The following is a 26,069-nucleotide window of genomic DNA, read 5'->3' as shown; positions in this document are numbered from 1 at the left end:
TAAGGGCGCCGGCCCGTCTGACGTTGCGCAGACCGACCCCAGCGTCTGCCAAACGCCAGACACCCACCCACGCCTAGGACCACAACCCCAGGCCTAAGACCACCCCGCCGTCTGGCGTTGCGCAGACCCACCCCTGGACGCTTAGCGCAGGCTCTCGACGAAGGCAGTGAGCCCGTCCTCGCTGTACATGAAGTCGCGGAAGCGGGGCGCGCCGTTGATGGTGCTGTAGGTGGCGCTTTCCGGGCGCGGGGTGGGGTCTCGGTATATGAGCTCGCCGTCGCGGTAGACCAGCAGCACAGGGATGGTTGAGATCTCTAGCTCTTCGACGAGGCGGAACTGGATCTCTACTTCTGCTTCCCCGAACGCGATGTCGGGGAACTTGGCGTCCACGGCTTTATAGATGCGGCGGAAGCGCAGGCAGGGGCCGCATGAGGTGGACCAGAAGAGGGCGAGCACCAGCCCGTCTTGGGAGGTGAAGTCATGAAACCCGCTGGAAGTGATCTGCTCGGTCATGGATTCCATTGTGCCCGCCCTGTACTACACAGCAAAGCAAAACAGGCCAGCACCCGAAAGTGCTGACCTGCTGTTTGTCGGACTGACAGGATTTGAACCTGCGACCCCTACACCCCCAGTGTAGTGCGCTACCAAACTGCGCCACAGTCCGCCGTTGCCCTTAATGTGCAACTGCTTCAGGTTACAACATTGTGGTTTGAATAGGCGAATCAGCAGGTCAGGCCACGTCTCCGGCGGTGTAGACCCACTCGCGGCCCAGTCGGCGGAAGGTGGAGCGTTCGCGCTGGGAGCCGGGTGGGTCGCCTTTGTAGAAGGCCTCGAATTCGACGATGCCCTCACGGTCCAGGGGGCCACCGCCGACGACATCGAGGATATCCAGGCGGTAGAAACGCACCGGCAGGTCGACGAGTGTCAGCTCGAAGGGTCGGGTGTCGGGGTCCCAGGTGCGCAGGAGGTAATCGGCGTCGCGAACGACGAAGGCGGTGAAGCGGGAGCGCATGAGGGTCTCGGCGGTGGGGGCGATGCCGCCGGCGTGGTACCTTCCGCAGCATTCCCCATAAGGCAGACCCGTGTTGCAGGGGCAGCGTTTTCCGGTCCAGGTCATGCGGGTACGTCCAGGATCTTGACGTCGGGCAGCATTCGCTGGAACTTCGTGGTCGCGGCGTTGAGCAACGCTCGGCGCTGCGGCTCGGTGAGGTCCCCGATGAGATCAATCTTGCGTTCGAAGATGTTGCGGGTGGCGTGGGTGACGGTGACGTGGGCGTCGATAAGCGGCATGTCAGTGGCGGCCTCCCGGATCGCCTGCGTGGTCGCCGCAGCCATACCGGACATGAGCAGGCTGATGGGGGAGTGGCCCTGGCCTCGGCCGCCGGCCGCCTTGTCACGGTCGGAGTGCAGGGTTCCGCCAGCGGTGTGGACGATGGTGCCGTGGCGGGAACCGACCATCATGCGGGAGGTCACCTGATCGTCGCTGACCTCCGGCTCCTCGTAGGCGGGTGTCAGGTACGGCTGCACCCATTCGGCGATGATCCGTCCGACGCGCTGTGCGGAATCGCCGCGGGTGAACAGGTGGTCAGCCTTGTCTATCGTCACCAAAGACTTCGGGTAGCGGGTCTTGAGGAATATCTTCTGGGCGTTGTCGACACCAACGGTCTGATCGGTCGGGGAGTGGAGGAGGAGAAGTGGCTTGCGCAGTTTCGGGAGGTAGGTCTCGGGGTTGTTGTCGGCGAGGTCCTCGAGGAATTCGCGGGAGATGTCGATGTCTCGACCGCCGAGGGTGACGGTGACGCAGCCGTCTTCCTCGGCATCGCGGATGTGGTCGGCGAAGTGGAGCACGGCGTGCGCGGCATCGAAAGGCGCGCCCATTGTGGCGACAGCTGCCACGGACCCCAGCTCGGGGCGGGTGGCGGCCGCCTTGAGTACAGCCGCGCCGCCGAGGGAATGCCCGATCAGCAGCTGCGGGGCTTCGTATTCCTGTGTCAACCACTGAGCGGCAGCGACGAGATCATCAACATTGGTGGAGAAGGTGGTGTCCGCGAAATCGCCTTCGGACTGGCCGAGGCCGGGGAAGTCAAAACGCAGGCAGGCTATGCCCCGCGCGGCCAACGTCTTGCATACGCGCGACGCTGCGGGGACAAAGCGCGAACAGGTGAAGCAATGGGCGAAGATGGCGTAGGCGACCGGCGGGGTGTCCGGGAGGTCAAGAGTGCCGGCCATCGTCGTCCCACGTGCCGAAGGTATTTTCACGCTCAATGATTGCATGTCAACAAGAATAGCGATCGCCCTGAACTAGGGTGGTGGCATGGCTTTTGACTGGTTCTGGAAGGCGATGGGCGCGTCGGCGACGCGTAATCAAAAACGCAGCCGCGCGGTGGTGCAGGAGGCACGTGATGTGCAGCGCAGTCTCGCTGAGCTTGACGACGCCACCCTCGCCGCCCGCGCTCGCGACGCCCAGCCCGCCGAGCTCCTGGCGATCCTGGGTATCGCCGCCCAGCGCACCCTCGGGTTGGAGCCCTTCCCGGTGCAGTCGCAGGCGGTGCTGCGCCTGGTGGAGGGTGATGTCATCCAGATGGCGACGGGCGAGGGCAAGACCCTGGTCGGTGCGATGGCGGCGACCGGTTTCGCACTGCAGGGCAAGCGGGTACACGTGATCACGGTCAATGACTATCTCGCCGAGCGTGATGCGGAGTGGATGCGACCGCTCGTGGAGTTTTTCGGTGTCAGCGTCGCGGCGGTGACGGAGAAATTGGGGCCGGGGGAGCGTCGTGAAGCATATTCCTGCGACGTGGTCTACGGGCCGGTCAACGAGATCGGTTTCGATGTCCTGCGTGATCAGCAGATCACCCGCCGCGAGGACGCCGTGCAGGCACCCGCGGATGTCGCGCTGGTCGATGAGGCTGACAGCGTGCTTGTCGACGAAGCCCTCGTCCCCCTGGTTCTGGCCGGTAACCAGCCCGGCGAGGAGCCGACCGGGCAGATCACCGATGTGGTGCGCAGCCTGCGGGAACGCGAGCATTACACTATCGACGACGACCGCCGGAACGTCTTCCTCACCGATGAAGGTGCTGCCCGCGTCGAGGGGGCGCTGGGCATCGATTCGCTCTACGACGATGAACACATCGGCACCACGCTGGTGAAGGTCAACCTCGCCCTGCACGCCAAGGCCCTGCTCATCCGTGACATCCACTACCTGGTCACCGACGGCAAGGTCGCGCTTATCGACGCCTCCCGCGGCCGCGTCGCCGACCTCCAGCGCTGGCCCGATGGCCTGCAGGCCGCGGTGGAGGCGAAGGAGGGCCTGGATGTCACCGAGGGTGGCCGCATCCTGGACACCATCACACTGCAGGCCCTCATGCGGCGTTATCCCATGGTGTGCGGCATGACCGGTACCGCCGTGGAGGCCACCGATCAGCTGCGGCAGTTCTATGACCTGCATGTCTCGGTCATCGACCGCAACAAGGAACTGCAGCGTTTCGACGAGGCCGACCGAATCTACGCCACCGCCGCGGAGAAGAACCGCGCCATCGTCGATGAGATCGCCCGGATCCACGCGACGGGCCAGCCGGTGCTGGTGGGCACCCACGATGTCGCGGAATCGGAGGCGCTCGCCGAGGCACTGGGGGACCTGGGTATCAACGTCAACGTGCTCAACGCTAAAAACGACGCCGAGGAGGCCCGCATCGTCGCCGAGGCCGGTGATCTGGGGCGGGTCACCGTGTCCACCCAGATGGCCGGGCGCGGCACGGATATCAAGCTGGGTGGTGCGGACCAGTCGGACTACGACGCGGTCGCCGCGCTCGGCGGGCTGGCGGTCATCGGCACCTCCCGGCACCGCACCGCACGCCTGGACAATCAGCTGCGCGGCCGCGCCGGCCGCCAGGGCGATCCCGGGCTGTCCCTCTTCTTCGTGTCGCTGCAGGACGATGTGGTCACCTCCGGTGGGGCGGGGGAGAACGTCACCGCCCGCCCGGAGCCGGACGGATCGATCCAATCGGATCGCATTCGCGACTGGGTCGGGCACTGCCAGCGCGTGACCGAGGGGCAGCTGCTGGAGATCCACGCCCAGACTTGGAAGTACAACCAACTGCTCGCCGACCAGCGCGACATCATCAATGAGCGCCGCGCCAGCCTGCTGGACACCGACCAGGCCTGGCAGGAGCTTTCCGAGCGCGCCCCCGAGGTCGACACACCCGCCGATCCCGTCCAGCACGCCCGCGACATCATGCTCTTCCACCTCGACTACGAGTGGTCCGAGCACCTGGCAGTCATGGACGATGTGCGCGAATCGATCCACCTGAGGGCCATCGCCCGCGAAACCCCGATCGACGAGTTCCACCGCATCGCTATCCGGGAATTCAAGGACCTGGCGCAACGGGCCGTCGATAAGTCTGTGGACACGTACCGAGCCGGGGGGAGCCTCGCTGACCTGGGTTTGGCGCGGCCTTCGGCGACGTGGACGTACATGGTCTCGGATAACCCGTTGGCGGGGTCCGGTAATTCTGTGGTCTCCGGGATTGGTAACCTTTTCCGCTGATGGTGTCGTCACGCCCTCGCGCGGCGGCCACAGTCGCTATGATGGCTAACAGTCACAGTTCCGACGAAAGCGGAGGATTAAGAAAATGAGCGAGAACACCGGTACCCCTGAGGCACAGGTTGAGACCACGTCTGTCTTCCGTGCAGACCTGCTGAAGGAAATGGAGTCGGGCGCCGGGTCCGCTCCGGCGGCCGCAGGCGCCGATAACCTCCCCGAGGGCGCAGGCCTTCTGGTGGTCAAGCGTGGCCCGAACGCGGGTGCACGTTTCCTCCTGGACCAGCCGATCACCACCGCCGGCCGTCACCCGGAGTCGGATATCTTCCTCGATGACGTCACCGTGTCGCGTCGTCACGCGGAGTTCCGTATCACCGAGGGCGAGTTTGAGGTCTACGATGTCGGCTCCCTCAACGGCACCTACGTCAACCGCGAGCCGCGCAACAACCAGGTCCTGTCCACCGGCGATGAGATTCAGATCGGTAAGTTCCGTCTCGTTTTCCTCGCCGCCCAGAAGTAGACGACCAGGTAGATTCATTTCCAGTGAGTGCTGTTCGAAAGTCGGCGCCGGGTGCGGTGCCGCGGACTCCGCGGACTCTGTCCATCGGTAAGGTCCTCGAGGCGTTGCGGGGGGAGTTCCCCGATGTCACGGTGTCGAAAATCCGTTTCCTCGAGTCCGAGGGGTTGATCTCGCCGCAGCGTACCGCTTCCGGTTACCGCCGCTTCACCGCCGATGATGTGGAACGTCTCCGCTATATCCTGGTCACGCAGCGCGATAATTACCTGCCGCTGAAGGTGATCCGAGAGCAACTTGAGGCCATGGATTCGGGTGCCGTCTCGATCGTTGAGCCCGAACCGATTGTCTCCCCGGAGACTTTCCGGGCGCCCGCCGCCACCCGTTTGTCTGACACGGATGTCGCGTCCCAAGCTGGCGTGGAGGTGGCGCTGGTGTCCGAACTTATCGACGCCGCCCTCATCCGCCCCGACTCCGCTGGTTACTTCACCGCTGACGATGTCCGGTTGGTCACCACCGCACAGGCACTCAAGGACTTCGGTTTCGATGTCCGTCACCTGAAGTCCCTGCGTAATACCGCGCAGCGCCAGGCGGATCTCATCGGTCAGGTCGCTGGACCTGTGGCCCGGAGGAAGGGTCGCCAGAAGGGCGAGGATATGGGCCAGCAGATGACGGCGCTTGTGGTGTCTCTGCACGCCGGGCTGCTCAAGTCTGCCCTGCGGGATGAACTGGCATGACCTTAATCCCCGTCGAGTACCACGGCGTGCATGTCGTCGGCCCGGAGCAGTTCACGTGCGTGCTGTTGCGGTGGGCGGAGCAGAATAAGGTCGTTCCGGTGTGGATCTCGCCGATGGCGGCGGCTGAGCTCGACGCCCGCGACAACGGTTTCACCCCGCGCCGCCCCGGATCCTCCGAACTGCTGTTGGATGTGATCAACCGCAGTGCCGGGGGAGTCACCGCTGTCACCTTCATCAGCCATTTCGAGGGCGTGTTCATCGCGTCGATTGTCCTGGCCAACGGTGAGGAGATTGACGCGCGTCCCTCCGATGCTCTGCTGCTGGCCCGGGCCCTGGAGATGGATGTCCAGGTGGAGGAGGATGTGCTGAACCAGGCGTCATTTTTTGTGTCCGACGACATTCTCGAGGAGTATTTTGGTCTTCGCTTCGGGGATGAGGTGGAGGCCGCATCGGCGTCGGGGGATGCGCAAGCGGATGCGGATTTCGAGGAGATGATGCGCTCTCTGGGCATGTCCGAATCTGATTTTGGTGGGGAAGATGACACGGATGTGACTAAAGATGACAATGGGGAAAAAGGCGTCTAACCTTCAAGTTGAGGGTTAGAGTTACGGCGTGTCTCCGGGGTATCCCTTGACGTTGCTCTAACCTTGGTTTTTAATGGCGCATAAGGGCGCATGACCAAACCCCATTGGAGTAATTACGTGAGCGAGAACGATCTCCCCGTCCAGGAATCCCTCTTCGACCTCGGACCCGGCGAAGAGGTGGGCTACCGCGTGCCTATCGCCTGCCAGGTCGCGGGCATCACCTACCGCCAGCTCGACTACTGGGCACGCACCAAGTTGGTCGTCCCCTCCATCCGCGGCGCCCACGGTTCGGGTTCGCAGCGCCTGTACTCCTTCCGCGACATCCTCGTGCTGAAGATCGTCAAGCGCCTGCTGGACACCGGTATCTCCCTGCAGAACATCCGCCTGGCCGTGGACAAGCTCCGGGATCGCGGCGCCAACGACATCGCGGAGATCACGCTTGTCTCTGACGGCACCACCGTCTACGAGTGCCACTCCGCCGATGAGGTCATCGACCTGCTCGGTGGCGGCCAGGGAGTGTTCGGCATCGCCGTGCCGGGCATCATGAAGGAACTCACCGGTACCATCTCCGCCTTCCCCTCCGAGCGCATCGAAGAGGAAGCCGAGGTCATCGGCATGGACGAGCTCGCCGCCCGCCGTCAGCGCAAGACCAGCTAGCTTCCAACATCAGCCCGCCTGATCTCCCCCGCCCAGCTCACGTGCAGGGGGAGCAGGCGGGTTTCTTCGTGCCCCGCGGATGGGTATATCTGCTGTGCACATGCACAGTGGATATACCCGACCGTGGAGGAAACCCGGCAGCGCTTAAAGCTCCACCGAGGTGGAGACCTCCGCCAGAGCGGCATCGATCTCCCCGTCCCCGAGGTGGGCGACCTCCACGATGACATCCGCATCCCCCTGCGCCTGGTCGAAGGCCTCGGCGAAGGCGGCATCGTCCATGTCCTGGGCGGTACCGGTGGTCACCACGAGGACGCGCACGGGTTCGCCGGTGGCGCGGGCCTGGTCGGCGGCATTGGCCACGGCGGCGACCACGGCGGAGCGAGTCTGCGGGACACCACCGGTGCCGAAGCCACGCACGACGGCCGCGGCCTCACTGCCGTCGGTGAAGCTGACGTTGGTGCGCCACCCTCGGGTGACACCCGGATTGAGCGGGGAGGAGTAGTTCCACAGGGCGACCTGCTGGCCGGCCTCGCTGAGCTCTACCGCCAGGTCGGCGATGGCCTCGGTGGTGTCTTCGTGTACCGGTTCGGACTGGGCGGAGGTGTCGAAGAGAATGAGCGTGCTCCCGGGTTCGGACGCTGCCGGGGCCGCCGCGGTGGTGGTCTCTGCCGGGGTGGGGGCCCCGGTCTCGTGGAACTTGAGGAAGTCGGCGCCGGCGCGGGTCTGCTCCTCGGTGACCTCACCGGCCGGGTTGAGCACATGAGCCGTGCCGCCGGGGACGGGGGAGGAGGAGGCGATGCTGCGCTCCCCGAGCTCCGGGTCCTCGCCGATGACGACTGCGGCCTGCGCGATATCCTCGACAGCGTCGGCGTTGACGCAGTAGTCACGCACGACTGGGTCGGTGTCATTATAGGCGCTGATGAGGTTCTCGGTGTCACCGGCAACCGGCAGAGTCAACTCGCCCTGGATGCATTCCTGTGCCTGGGGCTGCTCCTCGCCGCGGAAGCCGAACCACCATACGGCTACGGCGATGAGTGCTAGCACCGCGATGAAAGCGGCGATCACCCACCCGGCGACGGAGAAACCTGCTGACTCATTGCGATGACGGCCCATGCCCTACAAGTGTAGTGGCCGCGGCCGCATCAATGAGTGTGACAAGCCGCTCACGCAGGGGTTTTCCTCTTTCTGCCAGGGCGCGTTGGCGTTCCACGTACTCGGCTTTGCCCTCCGAGGTCTCGATTGGCACGACCCCGAAACCATAGGCGCGGCAGTCGTAGGGGGAGGCCTCCATGTCGAGGACGCGGGCGTCGACAGCCAGCTCGAAGCAGTCGAGGAACAACTCACTCGGTACCAGCGCCCCTAATTTGGAGGCCCATTTGTACAGGTCCATCGTCGCGTGGACGCAGCCAGCCTGGTCATGGGCCGCCTGGTCCGCGCGGTTGAGGACAGTAAGGTTAAGGGGGCGGGCGGCAGGGGTGAAAAACCGGTAGGCGTCGAAGTGGGTACACCGGATGCGATGCTTTTCGACGACCACGTCACTCCCCGCCGCCCCCAAGCGCAATGGCAGGTCGTGGCGCGGGGATTCAGTTTTGTAGACCATCGCCCATTCATGCAGGCCGAAGCAGTCGAAGTGGGCAGGATTGAGGGTGGTGCGGTGCAGGAGGTCGCGGATATAGGTCAGTGACTCACCCCTCCGTTGCCACAGGCCGGGTGCATCCACGGCGGTGGTGGTGCCGTCGAAGTGGTAATCGCGCCAGTCCGCGTGAGGGGTGCGGCCTGGGAGCGCGCACCCGAGCCCCGGGTGCCAACGCCGCAGGTGGGAGGGCCGAATGGGGTAGTACTCGAAGAGAAAGTCGTAGACCGGGTGTTTTTCGTGGCGTCGGCGGCGGGCCAGGTGATCGGCGGTCAGGGCGTCGGCACGGGCCTCGTGGGCGGTCATGCGCTCACGCCATTCGTCGCAAAGCTCAGGCATCCCCGTGAGTCCAGTCGTTGACGGTACCGACGTACTCCTCGATGACGTCCTCCAGGGTGATCACGCCGATGAGCTCACCGCGTTTGCGCACTTGCGCCATATGCGCCGATCGTCGGTGCAGCTTACGCAGGGCCTCGTCCATGGTGCCGGAGCCGTCGACGATGGTCAGCGGGCGCAGATCGGAACGCGGGATGCGCTGCTCCGGGCCGGCGGTGGCCAGGCGGTCGAGAACGTCCTTGACGTGGATGTAACCGAGGAAGGAACCATCGGTGCCGGTCACGGGGAAACGTGAGTAACCGGTCTCCACCACGGCGCGTTCCACATCGCCGAGGCTGGGGCCGCGGCGGCCGAAGTCGAGGGAACGGACTTTGGCGAGGGGGATCATCACCTCGGTCAGCGCGCGGTTTTCTGAACGCAGGGCCTGGGAGAGGCGTTGGGTTTCCTCGGCGTCGAGAAGCCCCTCTTCGCGGGACTCCTTGATCATGGATGCGAGCTGAGCTTCATCGACGGTGGAATCCAGCTCGTCCTTCTGCTCGATGCCGAAGGCGCGCAGGGTGATCCGGGCGATCCAGTTCATGAACTCGATGAGCGGGCGGGTGATTTTCACCCACCAGATCATCGCGGGGGTCAGCCACATCGCCAGGGTTTCCGGCCCGGCGATGGCGATGTTCTTGGGCACCATCTCGCCGAAGAGGATGTGCAGGAAGGTGATGAACGCCAGTGCGATGACGAAGGAGATCGGGTGGAGCAGATTATCCGGGATGCCCAGCGCCTGGAAGGGACCCTCGATGAAGTGCGCGACGGCGGGTTCGGCGACTTTACCCAGGATCAGCGAGGCGATGGTGATGCCGAACTGGGCGCCGGCCAGCATGATGGACAGGTGCTCAGTGGCATAGAGCACCTTCCGGGCGGCCGGCTTGCCCTGGGCGATGAGGGATTCGATGCGGTCCTTGCGGGAGGAGATGAGCGCAAACTCGGAGGCGACGAAGAAGGCGTTGGCGGCCAACAGTGCCACGACCATGAGGGTGGTGGAGAAAATGCCCACTATTGATACTCCTTCGCTTCCTCATCGGTGACGGGGGTGAGGATCACTTTGTCCACGCGACGGTCCTCCATGACGGTGATTCGGGCGACCCAGCGGCCGGTGATGCCGGTCTCGAACTCGGACAGGCCGGGGTTATCGGATTCGGGCAGCAGGAGGACGTCCTGGCTGGTGGGGATCCGACCAAGCGTGGCCATGATGAGGCCGCCGAGGGTCTCATAGGGGCCGGAGGGGGCGGTGTAGCCGACCCGCTCATGCAGATCATCGACACGCACCAGCCCGGAGACTTCCCAGGAGGAGCCGAATTTCTGGAAATCACGCTCGGCATCGGCGTCATCATGCTCGTCGTAGACCTCGCCGAGGATCTCCTCGACGACGTCCTCGATGGTGACCAGGCCAGCGGTGCCGCCGTATTCATCGGCGACAAGAACTACCTGGGAACCGGCGGAACGCACCGTGGACAGTACGGCGTCACCGTCGAGTGTGTCAGGGACGACCGGTACCTTCCTCGCCAGAGAACCCAGCAACGTCATTGCGCGGGCCTCGCGGGGAACGGCGAAAGCATCCTTGACGTGGACCACCCCCACCGTGTCATCCAGGTCGCCGCGGACCACGGGGAAACGGGAGTGGCCCGTCTCCAGGGAGCGGGCGATGAGGTCGTCGACGGTGTCCTCGGCGCCGAGGTAGGCGATGGTGGAGCGTGGGGTCATGAACTCATTGGCGGTCGCCTCACCGAATTGCAGCGAGCGGTCGATGACCCGGGCGGTGTTGATGTCCAGCCCACCCTGCTGCGCAGACGAGCGCACCAGGCTGCCCAGTTCCTGGTTGGAGCGGGCGGTGGCGAGCTCATCGGCGGGCTCGATACCGAGCTTGCGGACGATGACATTCGCCGAGCGGTTCATCGCCACAATGAACCACTTGAAGACCATGTTGAACACATGCACCGGGTGTACCACTACCCGGGCGGTCTGCAAGGGCATCGTGATGGCCGCGTTCTTGGGTACCAGCTCACCGAAGACCATGGACAAAAACGTCGCGACAACGAGCGCCAGCACCAGGGCCACCGCCGATGACGCCGACTCGGACAGGCCGACCAGTTCCAGGAGCGGGGTGAAATAGCTGGACAGGACGGGTTCCGCAAGGAAACCCGTGGCCAAAGTCGTCACCGTAATACCCAACTGCGCGCCCGAGAGCACGAAGGATAGATTCTGGTAGTCGCGCTGCACCGCGTGGGCACTGCGATCATTCTTGTCACGGACGTGGTTGACCACGGTGGAGCGCTCGAGGCCGGTGAGCGCGAACTCGATGGCCACGAACAAACCGGTCGATCCGGTCAGTGCCACGAATCCCAGGAGGGAGATGATGCTTATGAATATGTCCATGAGGGGTGTTTATCGACGAGAACGACGCCGCCCCGAGCGTTGCTGGCGACCGCGGGAAGGCTGCTGATTCTGCGGCTTCCGCTTCGGCTGCTGCTGGCCGGGGGGTGGCAGAGGGGTGCCGGAAGGCACCTGTGCACCTGTGATCTTAATCAGCACATCAGAGTCGGCGGTGACGCGGACCTCGGGCGCGTCCACCCCGGCCTTGCGCATGAGGCTTTCGACCTCTTTGCGTTGCTCATCCATGACGAGGGTGACCACGGTGCCAGAGGTTCCGGCACGCGCAGTGCGGCCGGCGCGGTGCAGATAGGCCTTGTGCTCGGCGGGGGGATCGACGTGGACGACGAGGGAGACATCATCAATGTCGATGCCGCGGGCGGCGATGTCGGTGGCCACGAGAACAGGCACGGAGCCGTCGGCGAACCCGGCGAGGGCATTGGTGCGGGTTGTCTGGCCCTTATCACCGTGCAGGCCCGCGGCATTGATGCCGACGCGACGCAGTTTCTTCACCTGGCGGTCGACACCGTGCTTGGTGCGCATGAACATGATGGTCTTGCCCTCGCGGGCCGCAATGCGCAGAACAATCTCATTGCGCTCATCACGCCCGCCGACGAGCAGCCGGTGGTGGACCATCGTATCGACGCTGGCCTGGACCGGCGCCGTGGAGTGGGTGACCGGGTCGGTGAGGTAGCGGTCGATGAGCTTTTGCACATCCCCGTCGAGGGTGGCGGAAAACAGCAGGCGCTGGCCATTTTTCGGGGTGCGGTCCATGAGACGGCGCACCTGGGGGAGGAAACCCATGTCGGCCATCTGGTCGGCCTCATCCAGGGCCACCACGGCAACCTCGTCGAAGTGCAGCTTTCCCTGGTCCAACAGGTCCTGGGCGCGGCCCGGGGTGGCCACGAGGAGATCAACCGGTGCCGCCAGGGAGCGGATGTGGCGGTTGATGTTCACCCCGCCGACGACATCGAGCAGGCGTAGGCCCAGGGCGTTGGCGGGGGCGTCGAGACGCTCTTTGACCTGGGCGGCCAGCTCACGGGTGGGGGTGAGCACCAGGGCGCGCGGGTGGCCGGGGCGGGTGACACCCGACTCAGCGAGGCGGGTGAGCATGGGCAGGCCGAAGGTGAAGGTCTTGCCGGAGCCGGTGGGGCCGCGGCCGAGGACATCCCGGCCTGCCAGAGCATCAGGGATGGCGGCGGCCTGGATGGGGAAGGGCTCGGTGATCCCCTGCCGCTGCAGTTCACGCACGATGGGCAAAGGCAGGCCGAGATCCTTGAAAGTGGTCATTGCGCAGAGTCTACGCGCCTAACCGGCGACGATCTCGCTCCGGTCGCCCGACCACAGGGTGTGGTAGGCCCCCGGCTTGTCCACGCGCCCGTAGGTGTGGGCGCCGAAGAAGTCGCGCTGGCCCTGGATGACGGCGGCCGGCAGGCGCTCGGCGCGCAGCGAGTCGTAGTAGGAGAGCGAGGAGGCGAACACCGGCACCGGCAGACCCAGCTGGGTGGCGGTGACCACCACACGGCGCCAGGAGTCGATGAGCTCGCGCAGCTCGCCGAGGAAGTAGCCGTCGAGAAGCAGGGACGGCAGTTCCGGATCGGCATCGTAGGCCTCCACGATGCGGTTGAGGAACTTCGCGCGGATGATGCAGCCGCCGCGCCAGATGGTGGCCAGGTCGCGGGGATCGACGTTCCAGTCGTATTCGGCGGAACCGGCCTTGATCTCGTCGAAGCCCTGGGCGTAAGCCACCAGCTTGGAGGCGTACAACGCGCGGCGCACATCCTCGATGAAGGCCTCGCGGTCGCCGTCGAAGGTGGCCAGCTCGCCGGCAGGGAGCACACCCTGGGCGGCGGCGCGCTGGTCGAGGGAGGAGGACAGGGCGCGGGCGAAAACGGCCTCGCCGATACCCGTGACCGGGATGCCCAGGTCGAGGGCGGACTTGACGGTCCAGCGACCGGTGCCTTTCTGACCGGCGGCGTCGACGATGACGTCGATAAGCGGCTTGCCGGTCTCGGCATCCACCTGGGCGAGGACCTCGGCGGTGATCTCGATGAGGTAGGAGTCGAGGTCGCCGGAGTTCCACTCGCGGAAAACCTCGGCGATCTCCGCCGGGCTCATGCCCGCGGCATAACGCAACAGCTGGTAAGCCTCGCCGATGACCTGCATGTCGGCGTACTCGATGCCGTTGTGGACCATCTTGACGAAGTGGCCGGCGCCGTCCGGGCCGATGTGCGTGACGCACGGGGTGCCGTCGACGACGGCGGCCACGGATTCCAGCAGCGGGCCGAGGGTCTCCCAGGACTCTGCCGGGCCGCCCGGCATGATCGACGGACCGAGAAGAGCTCCCTCCTCGCCGCCGGAGATGCCGGCGCCGACGAAGTGGCGGCCCCGCTCGGCCATCTCCTGCTCGCGACGGATGGTGTCGGTGTAGAGGGCGTTGCCGCCGTCGATGATGATGTCGCCGTCCTCCATGGCCTCGGCGAGCTGGTTGATCACCGCGTCGGTGGCGGGCCCGGCCTGCACCATGATGATGGCCTTGCGCGGGCGCTCCAGCGAGGCGACGAACTCCTCGATGGTCTCGGAGGGGAGGAACGCGCCCTCGTCGCCGTGCGCGGTCATGAGCGCGCGGGTCTTCTCGGGGGAGCGGTTGTACACGGCGACAGTGTGGCCGTTGCGGGCGAAGTTACGGGCCAGGTTCGAACCCATGACGGCGAGTCCGACAACGCCGATGTGGGCGAGCTTCTCAGAGGAGGTCATGGTGCACTAGCTTAGCGACGTCACCACAACCCGCATCACCCGCACCGCCAACTTGATCGCATCTTTCCACTAGCGGCGGGGGGAACGGCTAGCATGACGCTCATGAGTGACCTGGATTACAGCACCCTTTTTGCCCTCGCCGGGACCGGGAAAGGCCTCGATCCGGCACAGCTGGAGCAGCTCAATGCCCGCGACGTCGGCCTCTCCGCACACTTGGGCATCCGTTACACCGAACTTGCAGACGGCCGCGTACGCGCCGAACTCGAGGTCGGCCCCCACCTGCTGCAGCCAGCGGGAATAGTCAACGGTGGCGTCTTCTGCGCCCTGGCCGAAAGCGTCGGCAGCCTGGCGGGGGTCGCGGCGGCCGGTGCCCCCGTGGTCGGGGCCAACAACGACACCGATTTCATCGCGGCCGTCCGCGAGGGCATCATCCACGCGGAGGCCACACCGATCCAGGTGGGCGGGCGCACCCAGCTGTGGGAGATCCTCATGCACAACGACGAGCGCCTGGTGGCGCGGAGCACGCTGCGCACCATGGTCATGAAAAGGTGAAGCTCATCCCGCCCGCGCGCAGACGCTCCAGGTAGGGGTTGCCGAGGGCTGTCGACGGGGTGAGGACGCCGCCCTCGCCGGGATGCTCCAGCAATGTCAAAGCCGCCTCCGCGAGCATCATCGCCGTGACCTCGTAGCCGGGGTCGCCGTCAGCGGCCACGGTGCATGAATAGCGCTCACCTGACACACCGAGCCCTTCGTGGGTGAAACGGAAGTGGCCGTCACCGGGGCCGGGGATCAGACGCCGCAGCAGCGGCTGCTTCGCGGCGGCAAACAACGCGGCGGTCACTCCAGCCAGGGCGTACGCACTCAGCCGACCGCGGGTCGCCCACCGCTCGTGGTAGGTGAAACGCTCCCCGCGCAAGGAGTTCGAGCGTCGCACGATGCGCGTGTTGAACATGGCCATGAAGAAGGGGCCGGTCCAGCGGCCGTCGTCAAGCTGGGTGACGTGGAAATCGCGGGCGTCGGCAAGCCGCGGTTCCGCGGAAGGGACCGGTGAGAGGGAATAGGGGTTGTGCAGGTTCCGGGCGACGTCCTTATCTGCCCGGGCCTGCGCGGAGACCTCCAGCATGGAGTCCAGCGTGCCGGTTGACAGCCCGCCCTTGAGCTTCTCGACGACCATCGTCACCGTCTCCAGCTCTTCGGCCGCATGCTCGCGCAGGGCGAAGGCCCCCATGTCCGAGGGAACCGAATCGAAGCCGCAGGAATGGACGATGCGGGCGCTGGTGGTGTCGTGGTGGGTGTCGATGACCCGCCGGATAAACGGCACTTCGCCGCACAGGTCGACATAGTCGGTCCCGGACTCGGCACAGGCGTTGACCATCTCCCAGCCCAGGCGGGAATACGGGCCGACGCAGCTGATCACCACCTTCGCACGGGCGGCGAGTGCGGCCATGTCCTCCGCCGAGAGAGCGTCGCCGGTGGCGATCTCCCAGGCCGGGTTGACCTCATCGCGCAGGGCTGTCAGCGCGGCGGCGTCGCGCCCGGCGAGGGTGACAGCGTGGTCCGAGAGGTAGGCGGCGGTGAGCCGGCCGACGACACCGGTCGCGCCGAACAGGAGGATGTCAGACATGAAGCGCGCGGTCTCCCAACGGGGCGGAGAGCTGCAGGGTGTGGGATTGTTCGATGGCGATCATGGTGCACACGTCGCGGCCGCCGATCCGCGGGCCGGAGAACACGGGCACGGTCACCGACCACGGGGTCTCGATCGCCAGGGCATGCGAGCCGTAGCAGGCGGGGTCCCCTCCGAAGAAATGGACGCGCAGCTGGTTGCCGGGCAGTTCCTCATAACGGGTGACCTGGGTGGGGGTGGGCAGCCAGACCGTGCCGTCGGAGGCGTGGTCGACGCTGGATTGGGCGTGGGCGGCTGGTGCCAGGCCGAGGGCCAGGGCAGCGGTGGTGAGAGCGATGATGGTCCTCTTCATGCTGCCCAGGCTACCGAAAGGTATATCTCGTCAGGCATAGCTTGGCAGCTATAGGCCGAGTAGAACGCGGGCCGCGCAGGTGACTTACTCGAGATATACCTGTCGAGATATACATCAGAGCCAGTTGTTACGGCGGAACCACCAGAACATCAGTGCCACGATTAAGGCGATGACCCCGAGCACGAGGAAGTAGCCGTACTCCCATTCCAGCTCCGGCATGTTGGTGAAGTTCATGCCGTAGATCCCGGCGATGAGCGTCGGGGCCGCCGCCATGCCGACGACCGCGGAAATCGTGCGCATATCGGTGTTCTGCTGCATGGTGATCTTGGCGACGGAGGCGTCGATAAGCGCGGACAGCCGTTCGTCATAGCCGGCGATCTGGTCGCGGACGAGCATTTCATGGTCGAGGACATCGCGGAAATAGCTGCGCAGCTGTTTGCCCAGCATGTCGCGGTTATCGGTGATGAGCGCCCGCAGGGCGGGGGCGAGGGGATCGGTGGAGTGGCGCATCTCCAGGATCTCTCTTTTGTACATGTAGATCTGCTCGATGTTGAAGCGGGATCCGGGGGTGAAGACTTCTTCCTCCAGGTCATCGACCTCCTGCTCCAGAAGCCCGGCGATTCGCCCGTACTCATCGACGAGGTGGTCGGCCACCCGCCACGCGAGTGCTGCGGGGCCGAGGGCAATGAGTTCGGGGTTGTCTTCGAAGGCGCTGGACAGTTCGGGTAGTTCCGCGCCGTGGCGGACGGTGATGATGAAGTCGGGGCCGATGAGCATCTGTACCTCGCCGGTGGAGATGATCTCACGGGTTTCCGAGGCTTCCGCGCGGAACTTGACGGATCGCACGACCATGAACAGCTGGTCGTCATAACGTTCGACCTTGGGGCGTTGGTGCGCGGTGACGGCGTCCTCGACGATGAGGGGATGGATGCCGAACTGCTCGGCCACGCGTTCCATCTGCCGGGCGTCGGGTTCGCGCAGTCCCAGCCACACGAAGCCGGAGCCATGTTCGCGGACCTCGTTCAGTGCGGATGAGGGAATGTACTCGCCGGGGCGGCGCACTCCGTCGGTGAACACGCGGCAGTGGTCAATGGCTCGTTCCACCGGCACGGTTAGGCGCGGTCGATCGGTCGCGCGGCGCGGGCGTTCGAAAGGGGTGAGCACGTCGCTGATCCTATACTGAGCACATGACCACGTGGAAAGATGTCACCTCTGTCAATCCCTCCCATTCCGAGAACTATGCCCGCCGTTGGGAGGCGATGATCGAGCGCGGCGATGATATCGACGGTGAAGCCCGGCTTATCGACGCCCTCGTCCCCCGCCAGTCCCGCATCCTCGACGCCGGTTGTGGGCAGGGCCGGGTGGCCGGGTACCTGGCCGCACGCGGCCATGAGGTGCTGGGTGTGGACATTGACCCGATCCTCATCGATCACGCCCGCACCCGCTACCCCCAGGCGGACTTCCAGGTGGGGGACCTGTGCCACGATCAGCTACCCGGGGGATTCGATCTCGTCGCCTCCGCCGGGAATGTGATGGGATTTGTGGACCCGGCGCGGCGTCGAGAAGCACTCAACAACATCGCCGGAGCCCTCAAACCCGGCGGGCGTTTCATCGTCGGTTTCGGGGCCGGGCGGGGCTGGGGCTTCGATCACTTCATGGCCTTGGCCACCGACGTCGGCCTCGAGCCCGAGAACGTGTTCTCCACGTGGGACTTGCGCCCCTTCGAGGAGGACTCGGACTTCCTCGTGGCGATCTTCTACCAGGCGCGATCGGCCTGAGCGAAGAACTCCCGCTCGTAGATGCAGGCGTTGAGGTAGGCGGTCATCGCCTGCTCGCGCTGTGCCGGGGACGCCGCGGCCAGGGCGCGCTCGGTGTGCTCGATGGCCAGGCGGGCGCCGGTGTTGAAGTCCTCGCCGCCATAGGTGGACAGCCAGGCGTGATAGGGGTGCTCCGGGGTATTCGACTTGGCCAACTCCATGCCGATCTCCGCGTAGAGCCAGAAACACGGCAGCACCGCCGCGGCGCCGACGACATAGGGCTCGACGGCACAGGAGGCGACGAGGAAATTGGTGTAGCCCAGGGTGATGGGGGAGGGCGTGGTGACGGTGATGCCGTTGCCACCCAGCCAGTCGCGGTGCAGCTGCGCCTCGCCTTCGAGGACCTCGCGGGCGGATTCGGCCCAGAACGTCTGCCCTTCCTGCTCCGGTGCGGTGGCCGACAGTAACGCCAGCGCCCGGGAGTAGCGATTGAGGTACTGGGCATCCTGGTCGAGGTAGAAGGCGAAATCGGCGTGGCGAAGGGTGCCCTCGGCGAGCTCCCGGATAAACGCCAGATCCATGATCTCGTTCCACAGCTCACCGGTGGCCTCCCACATGGCCTGCGTGTGCGGGCCGGCCGGTGCCAGGTGCGGGGTGGGGGCGGGGACGTCGGTGCGCGGGGCCCACGGGGTGGTGTCTGCGGCGGCCTCTAGGCGGCGTGCCCGGTGGAAGTGGTCGACGGGGCCATTACCGTGACCGACCTCGAGTTCGGCGCCGTGACGGATGGCCTCGTGCAGCCAGCGGGTGGACCACTCGAGGGCATCGGCGACGCTGTCACCGCGGGCGATGCGGGTGGCCAGGGCGGCGGAGAGGGAACAGCCGGTGCCGTGAGTGTTGGTGGTGTCGATACGCTGGGTGGGCACCTGGTGGACTGCGCCGTCGGGGGTGACCACCGCGTTGTCGGCCTCGGGGCCGGACAGGTGTCCACCCTTGACGATGACGGTGGTGCCGGTCTCGGCGGCGAGTCCGCGCGCCTGCTCGATACCTGCCTCCAAGGTGGTGGCCATTTCGGCGTCGCACAGCGCGGCCAGCTCGCGCAGATTCGGGGTGATCACATCGACATGGCGCACCAGCTCGCGTACGGCGGCCTCGGCGTCCTCGTTGAGCAGCCGGTCGCCGGAGCTGGCCACCATGACCGGGTCGAGGATGACGTGGGCGACCTCGTGACTTTCCACCGCGCGGGTGACTTCCGCGACAGTGTCCACATCACCGAGCATGCCGATCTTCACGGCGTCGATGCTGACGTCGTCGAAAACCGCGTCGAGCTGCTCCCGCAGGAAGGTCATCGGCGGGGTGTGCACGCTTCGCACGCCCTGCGTGTTCTGCGCAACGAGAGCGGTGACCACGGCCATACCGAAGCCACCGGCCGCGGCGATGGACTTGAGGTCCGCCTGCACACCGGCCCCACCAGTGGGGTCGGTGCCGGCGATGGAGAGAATGCGGGGAGTCATGAAAGGTCCTTCCAGGTGACAAGGTCCGCGATCTCCGCGGAGGTGATGTGGTGCAGGGCATCGAGCCAGGCGACGGCGAAACCACCGGGCCCAGTGGCGGAGCGGGCCGCGATCTGGGCGGCCGCACCCGCGTGGGCGTGCGCGGCCAGTACGGCGTCATGCTTATCGACGCCCAGCCCCAGGTACGCCGCACACAGCGCACCCAAAGAGCAGCCGGACCCGCTGACCAGCGTGAGCAGGGGGTGACCGGAGCTCAGCCGGGTGATACGTGCGGGATCGACAATGAGGTCGTCTTCCCCGGAGACCGCGACCACCCCGCCGGTGCGTGCAGCCAGCGCCTGGGCGGCGGGGAGTGCGTCATCGACGGTGTCGGCGCTATCGACGCCACGGCCACCCGCGCCGTGCCCACCCAGCGCGGCAATTTCGGAGGCGTTGCCGCGCAGGGCGGTGGGGGCGGCGTCGAGAAGCTCGGTGACAAACGCGGTGCGGTGGGCCAGCGCTCCGGCGCCCACCGGGTCAATCACCCAGGGAGTGCCGGCGTCGCGGGCGCCGCGGACAGCTTCGCGCATGCCGCGGTAGCGCTCGGCGCTGGGGGTCCCCACGTTGATGAGCACGCCGGAGGCGACGGCCGCGAACTCACCGGATTCCTCCGGGGTATCGATCATGGCCGGTGACGCCCCGGCGGCGAGCAGTACGTTGGCGCTCAGGGGCATGGCGACGGAGTTCGTCAGACATTGGACGAGGGGAGAGGCGTGACGCAACTCATCCCGCAGATGCAGAAAATTCAGGACAATCCCTTCGCTAGTACGAACTAGAGCAGGTTCGATGGGTGTGATCTCAGCGCGTGGTCCGCGCACCCCATGTCTATGTGACAAAGATTACCATAGGAGGCATGAGCAGAGTCATTGTTGTCGGTGCTGGCATGGTGGGCTTGGCCACTGCCTGGCACCTGCAGGAACGCGGCTACGACGTCACCGTCATGGACAAGGAAGGCGTCGCCGCTGGCGCGTCCTGGGGCAACGCGGGATGGCTGGCCCCGGCGAAAACCATCCCCTTATCGGACCCGAGCCTGTGGCGCTATGGTCCGACCGCGCTTCTCGACGCCGACGCCGCCCTCTCCATGCCCCTCCGCTTTGACCCGCAGCTGTGGGCCTTCCTCGCCCGCTTCATGGCGCAGGCCACCGCGCGGGCCTGGGACGCCACCATGGCCGATCTCACCCCCATCGACCTGGAAGCACTCGCCGCCTTCGACGAACTGGAGCTCGGCGGGGTCGACGCCTGGACCAGGAAGGGGCCGTTTGTCATCGGTTTCGAGGAGAAGCCCCAGGCGGCGGGCTTCCTCCGCGAAATCGAAGGCGCGGTGCGTCACGGGCAGGAAGCGCCCCTGACCCCACTTGACGACGTGCAGTCCCTGGCCCCCATGCTCTCCGACGCCATCACCTGCGCCTACCGCCTGGAAGGCCAGCGTTTCATCGAACCCGGACCTTATGTCGAGGCGCTGGCCCGGTCAGTCGAGGAACGCGGGGGAGTGATCCGCACGGGCGCGGAGGTGGTCAGCGTCAACGGAGACGCCGTGGTGCTGGACACCGGCGAACGGGTCGAGTGCGACAAGGCGGTCATCGCCACCGGCGCCTGGCTGCCGGCTCTCGCGCGGGAGCACGGCGTGCGCACCCTCGTGCAGGCTGGTCGCGGCTACTCCTTCACCGTGGAGACCGAGGTGCCCGCCGAGCACTCCGTCTACCTACCGCACCACCGTATGGCGTGCACCCCCTACCAGGGGCGATTCCGCATCGCGGGCACCATGGAGTTTCGACGCCCCGACGAGCCCCTTTACCCGCGGCGCATCGAGGCGATCGTCAACCAGGCCCGCAAGGTCATGGTCGGCGTCGATCTGGACAACCGCCAGGACGAGTGGGTCGGCTCCCGCCCCGTCACACCAGACGGAAAACCACTGGTGGGCCGCACGAAGACGAAGAACGTCTATGTCGCCGGCGGGCACGGGATGTGGGGCATCGTGCTCGGCCCGGCGACGGGCAAGTTCCTCGCCCAGCTCATCGACACCGGCGAGACCCACCCGGCGATTAAGCCTTTCGACCCGCTCCGCTAACTCGGGGCTCGGGATCGTCCCCTCGCGATCGCTCTCTTTGGGTCTTCGTACGCTCGGGATCGCGGTGATCCCTACTGCACGATCGCGAGCCCCGAGGGGACCACTAGTAGGTGTCGATCCCGCGGTCACGGAACGCCTGGCGGGTGGCCTGCAACGACTGCGAGGTCGGCGGCTTGGTGTCCTCCAGGTTGTAGCGCATACCCAGCTCACGCCACTTATCGGCACCCATGTTGTGGAAGGGGAGCACCTCGACGCGCTGCACATTCGGCCAGCCAGCGACGATGTCTGCTACCTGGGCGACGTTCTCCGGGTCATCCGTCAGCCCCGGGACCAGCACGAAGCGCACCCACACCGGCTTACCCAAAGCCGCCAACCGCGCGCCGAAGTCGAGCGTGGGCTGCAGGGGCTGGCCGGTAACCTCGCGGTAGGTGTCCTCGTTGCCGGACTTGACGTCGAGAAGCACGAGGTCGATGTTGGCCAGGTCCTCATCACTCAACCGCGCGCCGAGGAAACCGGAGGTGTCGATTGCGGTGTGAATCCCGACCGCATGCACGTCCGCCAGCACCCGCCGGGTGAAGGCGAGCTGGAACAGTGGCTCACCACCGGAGATCGTCAACCCGCCGCCGGTGACCTGGAAGACCCGCTTGTAACGCTTGATCCGTTTGACCACATCCTCCACGCGCTCGAGGGTGCCGGTGCGCATCTCCATCGTGTCCGGGTTGTGGCAGAACTGGCAGCGCAGAGGGCAACCCGACAAGAACAACGTCATGCGGGTGCCGGGTCCGTCGACGGCGGTGACCATCTCCCAGGAGTGGACGAGGGCGACGTCACCGGTGACGCGGGCGTCGATAAGCTCCGGGCGGGTGAGCCCCTCAGCCGTGCCCCCGAGTCCGGCGGCGACCCCGCGGAGCCGCTCGCCGTCCTCGGGGGAGAGGTGGACGACGCCGGTGACGCCGTCTTTAGGCACCGTGATGGAAGGTGCGGGAGATGACGTCTTGCTGCTGCTCCTTCGTCAGCTTGACGAAGTTCACCGCGTAGCCGGAGACGCGCACCGTGAGGTTGGGGTAGTTCTCCGGGTTGTCCATGGCGTCCTCGAGGGTCGACTGGTCGAGGACGTTGATGTTGGCGTGGTAGAGGCCGGACTCCATGTTGTTGGCGGAGCGGTTGGCCTTCATGTCGGCGAGGCGCTCGTCGAAAGATTTGGTGGACATAAAAGGGTTCTCCTAGTTCTCGTCCATGATGAAGCCGGCGTCGAGAACGCCGACCAGGTTGGTGACCTGCTCGTCCTTGGTGCGGCCGAGTCCAGAGGGGGTGATGGTGTTGGTGAGGGAAATGCCGTCGAGAGCATCGTTGTAGTCAAGCTTGCCGACGGACAGCATCGACGCGACCATGCCGTGGTTATCGGCACCGTTGGTCGGGTTGGCACCCGGTGCAAACGGGGTGCCCGCGCGGTGGCCGGAGGGGAAATTACCCGTGGCCTTGCCGTAGACGACGTTGGAGGTGATCGTCAGCACCGACTGGGTCGGGATGGCGTCCCGGTACATCGGGATCTCCTTGATCTTCGCCATGACCGTATGCACGATCGTGGCGGCGATGTCATCCGCGCGGTCATCATCATTGCCGTAGAAGGGGAACTCGCCTTCCGTGATGTAGTCGACGATCAGGCCCGTGTCATCGCGCACCGGGGTGACAGTGGCGTACTTGATGGCGGCCAGGGAATCCGCCACGATCGACAGACCTGCGATGCCGCAGCCCATGGAGCGGATGATGTCCGAGTCGTGCAAGGCCATCTCGATGGCCTCATACGCGTACTTGTCGTGCGACCAGTGGATGATGTTGAGTGCCTCGACGTAGGTGCCGATCACCCAGTCGAGCATCTCCTCGTACTTGTGCCACACCTCATCGAAATCGAGGGGGCCATCGCCCTGGATCGGCTCAAAACCTTCGACGATCTGCTTGCCGCTCATCTCATCGCGGCCGCCGTTGATGGCGTAGAGCAGGGATTTCGCCGCATTGACGCGCGCGCCGAAGAACTGCATCTGCTTGCCCACCTTCATCGGCGAGACACAACAGGCGATCGCAGAATCATCGCCCCAGCGGTCACGGATCTGCTTATCCGACTCGTACTGCAGGGAGGAGGTCTCGATGGAGATCGCGGCGCAGAACTCCTTGTAACCCGCGGGCAACTCCGGGGACCAGAAGATGGTGATGTTCGGCTCCGGGGCCGGGCCCAGGTTGCGCAGGGTCTGCAGCAGGCGGAAGGAGGTCTTGGTCACCTGCGGGCGGCCATCATCCATGAAACCGGCATCCGACCAGGTGGCCCAGTAGGGGTCACCGGAGAAGATCTGGTCATAGTCGATGGTGCGCAGGAAACGCACGATCCGCAGCTTGATCACCAGGGCATCGATGATCTCCTGCGCATCTTCCTCGGTGATCAGGCCCGCGGCCAGATCACGCTCGAAGTAGATGTCGAAGAAGCTGGACAGGCGGCCAATGGACATGGCGGCGCCGTCCTGGGACTTCACCGCGCCGAGGTAGCCGAAGTAGGTCCACTGCACGGCCTCCTTCGCGGTAGTCGCCGGGCCGGAGATGTCGAAGCCGTAGGACTGCGCCATCACCTTCAGCTTCTTCAGCGCCTTGATCTGCTCGGCGTGCTCCTCGCGGTAGCGCGCCCAGTGCTCGGAGAAACCCTGCTCATGCACGGCGTGCTTGGCGGCTTCCTTGTCGGCGATGAGCTTATCGACGCCGTACAGCGCCACCCGGCGGTAGTCACCAATAATGCGGCCGCGGCCATAAGCATCCGGCAGGCCAGTGATGATGTGGGAGGATCGGGCCGCGCGGATACGCGGGGTGTAGATGTCGAAGACCGCATCATTGTGGGTCTTGCGGTAGCGGGTGAAGATCTCCTTGACCCGCTCGTCCGGCTCCTTGCCGGCCTCCCGGATCGCGGTCTCCACCATGCGCCAGCCGCCCGAGGGCATCATCGCGCGCTTGAGCGGGGTCTCGGTCTGCAGGCCCACGATGACATCATCATCATCGGAAATGAAACCGGGGCCGAAAGCGTCGATATCGGCCGGGGTCTCGGTGTCGACGTCGTAGACGCGGCGTTCGCGCTCGACGGACAGGTAGTTGTCTTCCAGGTGCTGCCAGGTGCGCAGCGTCTTCTCGGTGGGACCAGCCAGAAACTCGGCGGTACCGGTGTAGGGCATGAAGTTGCGCTGAATGAAGTCGCGGACGTCGATGGTGTCGGTCCAGGGGCCCTCAGCGAAACCTTCCCAGGCCTGGGTCACAGGCGGGGTAACGGTGGTCACGTGTTTCAACCTCTCGGTGTGGGTAGAAATTAGGTGATATTTAAGGTGCCACAACCGCATACCAGTATAGCGCCTGGATAACCAATGTGAAGAAGCGAAAGGCCCGGGCACGTGCCCGGGCCTGACAGTGGTGAAAAAGCGTCTAGCGCAGCTGCTTCTTTCCGGTGAACTTGGTGGTGTCACGCAGCTCGATAGGGGTATCGCCCTCGATCTCGGAGGTGATCGCCTGCAGCTTCATCAGCGCGGTGCGCGAGTGCAGCTGCTGGCGGGTGGTCGCCAGGTTGTAGCGGGTGCGCGACAGCGCGTTGACGCCCCAGTTGATCATGGAGACAAAGCGGTTGCGGAAGCCCACGAGGAAGAGGACGTGCACAGCCAGCCACAGCAACCAGCCGGCGAAACCGGTGACCTCGACCTTGCCCATCTTCACCAGCGCGTTGAAGCGGGAGACGATCGCCATGGAGCCCTTGTCGAAGTACTCAAAGGCCGGGCGCTCCTCCGGTGCGGTGCGGCCGGAGATCTGGTCGGTGATCTGCTCGGCGGCGTACTGGCCACCCTGGATGGCCACCTGGGCGACACCGGGGAGGTTCTTGTAGTTGGACATGTCGCCGACCACGAAGACGTTGCGGTGCTCACCGACGGTGAGGTCATCGTTGACCATGACGCGACCGGCGCGGTCCATCTCAGCGCCGGCCTGCTCCGCGATAAGCTTGCCCAGCGGGGAAGCGGCCACACCGGCAGACCAGATCTTGGTGAACGCCTCGATGGTGGTCTCCGAGCCGTCGACGGTGGACTTGTAGGTGACGGTCTTGTCGTCGACGTCGGTGACCATGGCATTGAGCTTGACGGTCACGCCGATCTTCTCCAGCTGCCGCTGTGCCGTGCGGCCCAGTCGCTTGCCGAAGGGCGGGAGGACCTGGGGCGCGCCGTCGAGAAGCAGGATTTTCGCGGCAGAAGTGGAGAAGTTGGAGTACTCGCCGACGAGCGTGCGGTGGGCGAGCTCGGCGAGCTGACCGGCGAGCTCCACGCCGGTCGGGCCGGCGCCGACGATGACGAAGGTGAGCAGGCGCTCACGCTGGGCCGGGTCCTTGGCCAGCTCGGCGCGCTCGAAGGCGCCGACGACGCGAGCGCGGATCTCCAGCGCGTCATCGATGGTCTTCATGCCCGGAGCGAACTCGGCGAAGTGGTCGTTGCCGAAGTAGGACTGGGAGGCGCCGGCGGCGACGATGAG

The 26,069-nt window shown here is 65.6% G+C and carries 23 protein-coding genes, 1 tRNA gene, 3 pseudogenes and 1 riboswitch; of the genes and pseudogenes, 8 read left to right on the top strand and 19 right to left on the bottom strand.

What is annotated here, in order from left to right; all coding sequences use genetic code 11:
• Positions 1–141 precede the first annotated feature (141 nt).
• The 4 genes from Q4G50_RS11400 to Q4G50_RS11385 form a co-directional block, all read right to left on the bottom strand.
• Positions 142–513, bottom strand: a complete 372-nt coding sequence (locus Q4G50_RS11400; RefSeq protein WP_303377775.1) for a thioredoxin family protein — start codon at positions 511–513, stop codon at positions 142–144.
• A 77-nt stretch (positions 514–590) separates the two neighbouring features.
• A tRNA-Pro gene (locus Q4G50_RS11395) sits at positions 591–664 on the bottom strand.
• A gap of 66 nt (positions 665–730) precedes the next feature.
• On the bottom strand, positions 731–1,117 hold the full coding sequence (locus Q4G50_RS11390) for a YchJ family protein (protein WP_303377774.1): 387 nt from the start codon (positions 1,115–1,117) through the stop codon (positions 731–733).
• Positions 1,114–2,229 carry a S9 family peptidase gene (locus Q4G50_RS11385; protein WP_303377773.1) on the bottom strand — a complete coding sequence of 372 codons (1,116 nt, stop codon included), beginning with the start codon at positions 2,227–2,229 and terminating at the stop codon, positions 1,114–1,116. The genes Q4G50_RS11390 and Q4G50_RS11385 overlap by 4 nt, the downstream gene beginning before the upstream one ends.
• Positions 2,230–2,314: 85 nt before the next feature.
• On the opposite strand from Q4G50_RS11385, the gene secA2 reads away from it, so the two are divergent.
• The 5 genes from secA2 to Q4G50_RS11360 all read left to right on the top strand — a co-directional run bounded on the left by secA2 (position 2,315) and on the right by Q4G50_RS11360 (position 7,032).
• Positions 2,315–4,546, top strand: coding sequence for an accessory Sec system translocase SecA2 (gene secA2, locus Q4G50_RS11380; protein WP_303377772.1), 2,232 nt, complete (start codon positions 2,315–2,317; stop codon positions 4,544–4,546).
• An 85-nt stretch (positions 4,547–4,631) separates the two neighbouring features.
• Positions 4,632–5,060: an oxoglutarate dehydrogenase inhibitor Odhl gene (gene odhI / locus Q4G50_RS11375; RefSeq protein ID WP_303377771.1), complete on the top strand. Its 429-nt coding sequence runs from the start codon at positions 4,632–4,634 to the stop codon at positions 5,058–5,060.
• A 23-nt stretch (positions 5,061–5,083) separates the two neighbouring features.
• Positions 5,084–5,791, top strand: a complete 708-nt coding sequence (locus tag Q4G50_RS11370; RefSeq protein ID WP_303377770.1) for a MerR family transcriptional regulator — start codon at positions 5,084–5,086, stop codon at positions 5,789–5,791.
• Entirely contained in the window at positions 5,788–6,375 is a 588-nt protein-coding gene (locus Q4G50_RS11365) for a bifunctional nuclease family protein (RefSeq protein ID WP_303377769.1), read from the top strand. Before Q4G50_RS11370 ends, Q4G50_RS11365 begins: the two co-directional genes overlap by 4 nt.
• A gap of 117 nt (positions 6,376–6,492) precedes the next feature.
• A complete protein-coding gene (locus Q4G50_RS11360) occupies positions 6,493–7,032 on the top strand; it encodes a MerR family transcriptional regulator (RefSeq protein ID WP_303377768.1) in 540 nt (179 codons plus the stop codon).
• A 144-nt stretch (positions 7,033–7,176) separates the two neighbouring features.
• Here Q4G50_RS11360 and Q4G50_RS11355 read toward each other — a convergent pair whose 3' ends face one another.
• Genes Q4G50_RS11355 through gndA form a run of 6 tightly spaced genes read right to left on the bottom strand, consistent with a single transcriptional unit; the run spans position 7,177 to position 14,179 of the window.
• Entirely contained in the window at positions 7,177–8,145 is a 969-nt protein-coding gene (locus tag Q4G50_RS11355) for a hypothetical protein (RefSeq protein WP_303377767.1), read from the bottom strand.
• Positions 8,126–9,004, bottom strand: a complete 879-nt coding sequence (locus Q4G50_RS11350; protein WP_303377766.1) for a 3-methyladenine DNA glycosylase — start codon at positions 9,002–9,004, stop codon at positions 8,126–8,128. Before Q4G50_RS11350 ends, Q4G50_RS11355 begins: the two co-directional genes overlap by 20 nt.
• Positions 8,997–10,049 (bottom strand): hemolysin family protein, encoded by a 1,053-nt coding sequence (locus tag Q4G50_RS11345; RefSeq protein ID WP_303377765.1) that lies wholly within the window; start codon positions 10,047–10,049, stop codon positions 8,997–8,999. Before Q4G50_RS11345 ends, Q4G50_RS11350 begins: the two co-directional genes overlap by 8 nt.
• Complete coding sequence (locus tag Q4G50_RS11340) at positions 10,049–11,428, bottom strand: hemolysin family protein (protein ID WP_303377764.1); 1,380 nt, start codon at positions 11,426–11,428, stop codon at positions 10,049–10,051. The genes Q4G50_RS11345 and Q4G50_RS11340 overlap by 1 nt, the downstream gene beginning before the upstream one ends.
• A gap of 9 nt (positions 11,429–11,437) precedes the next feature.
• On the bottom strand, positions 11,438–12,712 hold the full coding sequence (locus tag Q4G50_RS11335) for a DEAD/DEAH box helicase (RefSeq protein ID WP_303377763.1): 1,275 nt from the start codon (positions 12,710–12,712) through the stop codon (positions 11,438–11,440).
• Positions 12,713–12,730: 18 nt separating this feature from the next.
• On the bottom strand, positions 12,731–14,179 hold the full coding sequence (gene gndA, locus Q4G50_RS11330) for an NADP-dependent phosphogluconate dehydrogenase (protein WP_303377762.1): 1,449 nt from the start codon (positions 14,177–14,179) through the stop codon (positions 12,731–12,733).
• A gap of 102 nt (positions 14,180–14,281) precedes the next feature.
• On the opposite strand from gndA, the gene Q4G50_RS11325 reads away from it, so the two are divergent.
• The gene (locus tag Q4G50_RS11325; RefSeq protein WP_303377761.1) at positions 14,282–14,731 is read left to right on the top strand and encodes a PaaI family thioesterase; all 450 of its coding nucleotides are present in this window, start codon (positions 14,282–14,284) and stop codon (positions 14,729–14,731) included.
• On the opposite strand, the gene Q4G50_RS11320 is transcribed toward Q4G50_RS11325, so the two are convergent.
• The 3 genes from Q4G50_RS11320 to Q4G50_RS11310 form a co-directional block, all read right to left on the bottom strand.
• Complete coding sequence (locus tag Q4G50_RS11320) at positions 14,718–15,803, bottom strand: trans-acting enoyl reductase family protein (RefSeq protein ID WP_303377760.1); 1,086 nt, start codon at positions 15,801–15,803, stop codon at positions 14,718–14,720. The two genes, Q4G50_RS11325 and Q4G50_RS11320, sit on opposite strands and share 14 nt — an antisense overlap.
• A complete protein-coding gene (locus Q4G50_RS11315; protein ID WP_303377759.1) occupies positions 15,796–16,155 on the bottom strand; it encodes a hypothetical protein in 360 nt (119 codons plus the stop codon). Before Q4G50_RS11315 ends, Q4G50_RS11320 begins: the two co-directional genes overlap by 8 nt.
• A gap of 114 nt (positions 16,156–16,269) precedes the next feature.
• Positions 16,270–17,319: a magnesium and cobalt transport protein CorA gene (locus tag Q4G50_RS11310; RefSeq protein ID WP_303377758.1), complete on the bottom strand. Its 1,050-nt coding sequence runs from the start codon at positions 17,317–17,319 to the stop codon at positions 16,270–16,272.
• 23 nt (positions 17,320–17,342) lie between these two features.
• Here Q4G50_RS11310 and Q4G50_RS11305 point away from each other — a divergent pair, with 23 nt between their 5' ends.
• Entirely contained in the window at positions 17,343–17,933 is a 591-nt protein-coding gene (locus Q4G50_RS11305) for a bifunctional 2-polyprenyl-6-hydroxyphenol methylase/3-demethylubiquinol 3-O-methyltransferase UbiG (RefSeq protein WP_303377757.1), read from the top strand.
• Here the strand turns inward: Q4G50_RS11305 and Q4G50_RS11300 are convergent.
• Positions 17,912–19,417, bottom strand: a pseudogene (locus Q4G50_RS11300) (bifunctional hydroxymethylpyrimidine kinase/phosphomethylpyrimidine kinase); the annotation flags it as partial. The gene Q4G50_RS11305 and the pseudogene Q4G50_RS11300 overlap by 22 nt on opposite strands.
• A gap of 2 nt (positions 19,418–19,419) precedes the next feature.
• Positions 19,420–20,217, bottom strand: a complete 798-nt coding sequence (thiM, locus tag Q4G50_RS11295; protein ID WP_303377776.1) for a hydroxyethylthiazole kinase — start codon at positions 20,215–20,217, stop codon at positions 19,420–19,422.
• A riboswitch (TPP riboswitch) is annotated at positions 20,199–20,294 on the bottom strand. Its footprint overlaps the gene before it by 19 nt.
• A 21-nt stretch (positions 20,295–20,315) precedes the next feature.
• Here thiM and Q4G50_RS11290 point away from each other — a divergent pair.
• Positions 20,316–21,530: an FAD-binding oxidoreductase gene (locus Q4G50_RS11290; protein WP_303377756.1), complete on the top strand. Its 1,215-nt coding sequence runs from the start codon at positions 20,316–20,318 to the stop codon at positions 21,528–21,530.
• 103 nt (positions 21,531–21,633) lie between these two features.
• On the opposite strand, the gene pflA is transcribed toward Q4G50_RS11290, so the two are convergent.
• From pflA to Q4G50_RS11270, 4 genes and pseudogenes are all read right to left on the bottom strand, one after another.
• The gene (gene pflA / locus Q4G50_RS11285; RefSeq protein WP_303377755.1) at positions 21,634–22,497 is read right to left on the bottom strand and encodes a pyruvate formate-lyase-activating protein; all 864 of its coding nucleotides are present in this window, start codon (positions 22,495–22,497) and stop codon (positions 21,634–21,636) included.
• Positions 22,490–23,044 (bottom strand): annotated as a pseudogene (gene grcA2, locus Q4G50_RS11280) (autonomous glycyl radical cofactor GrcA2). Before grcA2 ends, pflA begins: the two are co-directional and overlap by 8 nt.
• Positions 23,024–24,901, bottom strand: a pseudogene (locus Q4G50_RS11275) (pyruvate formate lyase family protein); the annotation flags it as partial. The pseudogenes Q4G50_RS11275 and grcA2, both read right to left, overlap by 21 nt.
• Positions 24,902–24,983: 82 nt before the next feature.
• Positions 24,984–26,069 (bottom strand): NAD(P)/FAD-dependent oxidoreductase (locus Q4G50_RS11270; RefSeq protein WP_303377754.1); only part of this gene is annotated, 1,086 nt, incomplete at its 5' end.

The organism is Corynebacterium sp. (assembly GCF_030538285.1).
Taxonomy (GTDB): Bacteria; Actinomycetota; Actinomycetes; order Mycobacteriales; family Mycobacteriaceae; genus Corynebacterium.
This window is presented reverse-complemented; position numbering and strand designations above follow the sequence as displayed.